Annotated in this window: 3 protein-coding genes; all 3 read right to left on the reverse strand. The window is 39.9% G+C overall.

Features of this window, described 5'->3' with window-relative positions:
• The coding region (locus ACFIJ0_RS06105; RefSeq protein WP_375645265.1) for an SMI1/KNR4 family protein at window positions 1-231 on the reverse strand (231 nt) is incomplete at its 3' end.
• Between the two features lie 52 nt (window positions 232-283).
• The gene (locus ACFIJ0_RS06110; RefSeq protein WP_375643906.1) at window positions 284-862 is read right to left on the reverse strand and encodes an SMI1/KNR4 family protein; all 579 of its coding nucleotides are present in this window, start codon (window positions 860-862) and stop codon (window positions 284-286) included.
• A gap of 64 nt (window positions 863-926) precedes the next feature.
• On the reverse strand, window positions 927-2,250 hold a 1,324-nt coding region (locus tag ACFIJ0_RS06115; protein ID WP_375661430.1), incomplete at its 5' end, for an HNH/ENDO VII family nuclease.

Raw genomic sequence — 2,250 nt, forward strand, 5'->3', positions numbered from 1 at the left:
ATAAATGCTAAAAATTTCTTCACCCCCTATTTCTCCTCCTCCATATTTTTTTAAGAAAACTTTGTAAGAGGATGTGAATTGTAAACCGAGAGCTTTCTCCGCCTTTTCAATCTGTAGATCATCTGTTTCATTCTCTTCATCATCTTCACTACCCAAATTGATAATCTCATCATCATATTTATTCACTTTATCAATTAATACTGCAACATCAGCTAAGGTATAGGTTTTCATAGATGATCCTCAAAACGTGCGTGATAAACGCTCCATATTTCCTCTATCAATTTCACCTCTTCCATAGTTTTTTCCAAAAACTTTTGTAAAAAGGTATAAGTTGCGGAGTGGGAGTGTGCTCAATCTTTTCAATCGGTTGATCACCTTCAGGTATCTCTTCTCCCACGTGTACTTTAATTCTTTTGCAAAGGAATTCATAAAAATTACTGGCGTAATATTCGCAATCTTCAGATGGAAGCCTGACATAAAGTGGGCATTCTCCATCCCGAAACTGCGTATAATCAAAATAAAAGGTTTCATCAAGATCATAACTCACAACGAGCTGTTCTGGTGTCGCAAAACCATGTTTTCTATCGAGTAAGTTTTGGTAAACAATATCACCAGCAGGAATACCTTCCCCACAATCTCCATAAAGGCTATAAATTTCTTCACCACCAATTTCCCCTCCTACATATTTTTTTAAAAAAACTTTGTAAGACGATGTGAATTTTAAATCCAAAGCTTTCTCTGCCTTTTCAATCACAAGATCATCAACCGCATTTTTTTCAGTACCAAAATTGATAATATCATCATCATATTTATTAACCTTATCAATTAAGACTGCAACATCATCTAAGGTATAGGTTTTCATCAATTATTCTCCATAAATTATTTTATAAGTCTCTGTTTTTTCTCTTTTCATCAATCGTAGAGCATTACTGCCGGTGCTCCTGTCCCCATCTGTTAAAATCTAGACCTATGATACCCCATCTCATATCGATTATTCCTCCTAAATTACTGTTTTTTTGTTCTCCATACCCATTAGCAAGTTTATACCAATATTCCTCTCTCTGCTTATCAAACTTTTTTCTATCTATGAGCGATTGATGTGTTTTTGGATTAGCATGAATAACAGAAGTATATTTTTTATGAAATTCATGGCTCATTTCTGCTAAGGGTCCATCAGGGGTTTGATTTAGGTGATGCAACTCAACAGACTTACCATCATATCCTATAGGTGCTCTTCTTGCTTTCATTCTATCAATATTAGTGCCCCACACTTTTTCCCCTTTTACCATCCAGTAAGAAATTCTGTTAGGATCAAACAAATCGTCTCTCCGATAAACTGTGTAGGTCTGTCCAAATTTGCTATCGGTAAATTTAGTGGGTTTCTTTTTTAACCAAAGCTTTTTTTCTTTAGCAGCGAGTTTAGTTAGTTCTTTCCTCGCCGCAAGTTTGTCAGGATCTCCTTGAGCTGCAAGTTCTGCAAGATTTTTCTTGGAAGCAAATTGGGCAAAATCTTTCCTAGCAATGAATTTAATCCAAGCCTTTTCGCCAAGCTTTATGCCTCCCTTGGCTGCTCCAGCAACTCCTGTCATTAGGGATGCTGTTTCAGTCAATAATTTTCCAAATTCAAGTCCAGCTTTAAAGGATCCACCAGCACCGGCTCGCTCATATTCCTCCTCCATTTTATTAATGCGATCTACATAGGACTGTCCAAGGGTCTGACCAATTGTCGCCAAAATCTCACCACTGCTGAAAAAATCTTTGAGCGCTTTCAAAGTCTCTTTGGGATGTTTGGCTATTTGCAAAAAACCATCAACCGTATCGTATATTTCAGCCGGGACACCAGCTACCATACCTGCCGCAAAGCTTATATCTTGCCCTGTACTAATCGCAGACCACTTCGCAGACACTTCTGCTGCACATAAAAAGTCAGGACACTCCTTTAATTCTTTCTCCATCTGAGCTTGTTGAGCACTGCTGAGGTAGTTATTTGCAGCGGCATTACCAGCGGCATCGGCGCCGGCATCAACATTGCCACCGGCAAGGGCAGCAGCAACGCCCCCAGCAGCCCGTGCAACATCAATGGTGTGGTCTCTAAAGTCAGCAAACTGCGCATCAATCTTTGCGTTTATACGCGCTTCCTCTTCCGCAGTTGGGGTGCGACCGTTTAGGTCCCCCATTTCCTCTTTCACAATGCCTTGCACCCACAATTGAAACTGGAGCATAGCTGTGGCTTCGCCCACAGCCCCGCCG

This window comes from Bartonella sp. OC68QHHN, from assembly GCF_042193875.1.
Taxonomy (GTDB): domain Bacteria; phylum Pseudomonadota; class Alphaproteobacteria; order Rhizobiales; family Rhizobiaceae; genus Bartonella; species Bartonella grahamii_A.

Bases quoted from the DNA above. Each gene is read 5' to 3' on its own strand.
- ACFIJ0_RS06110 (WP_375643906.1), bottom strand. From the start codon at position 862: ATGAAAACCTATACCTTAGATGATGTTGCAGTCTTAATTGATAAGGTT.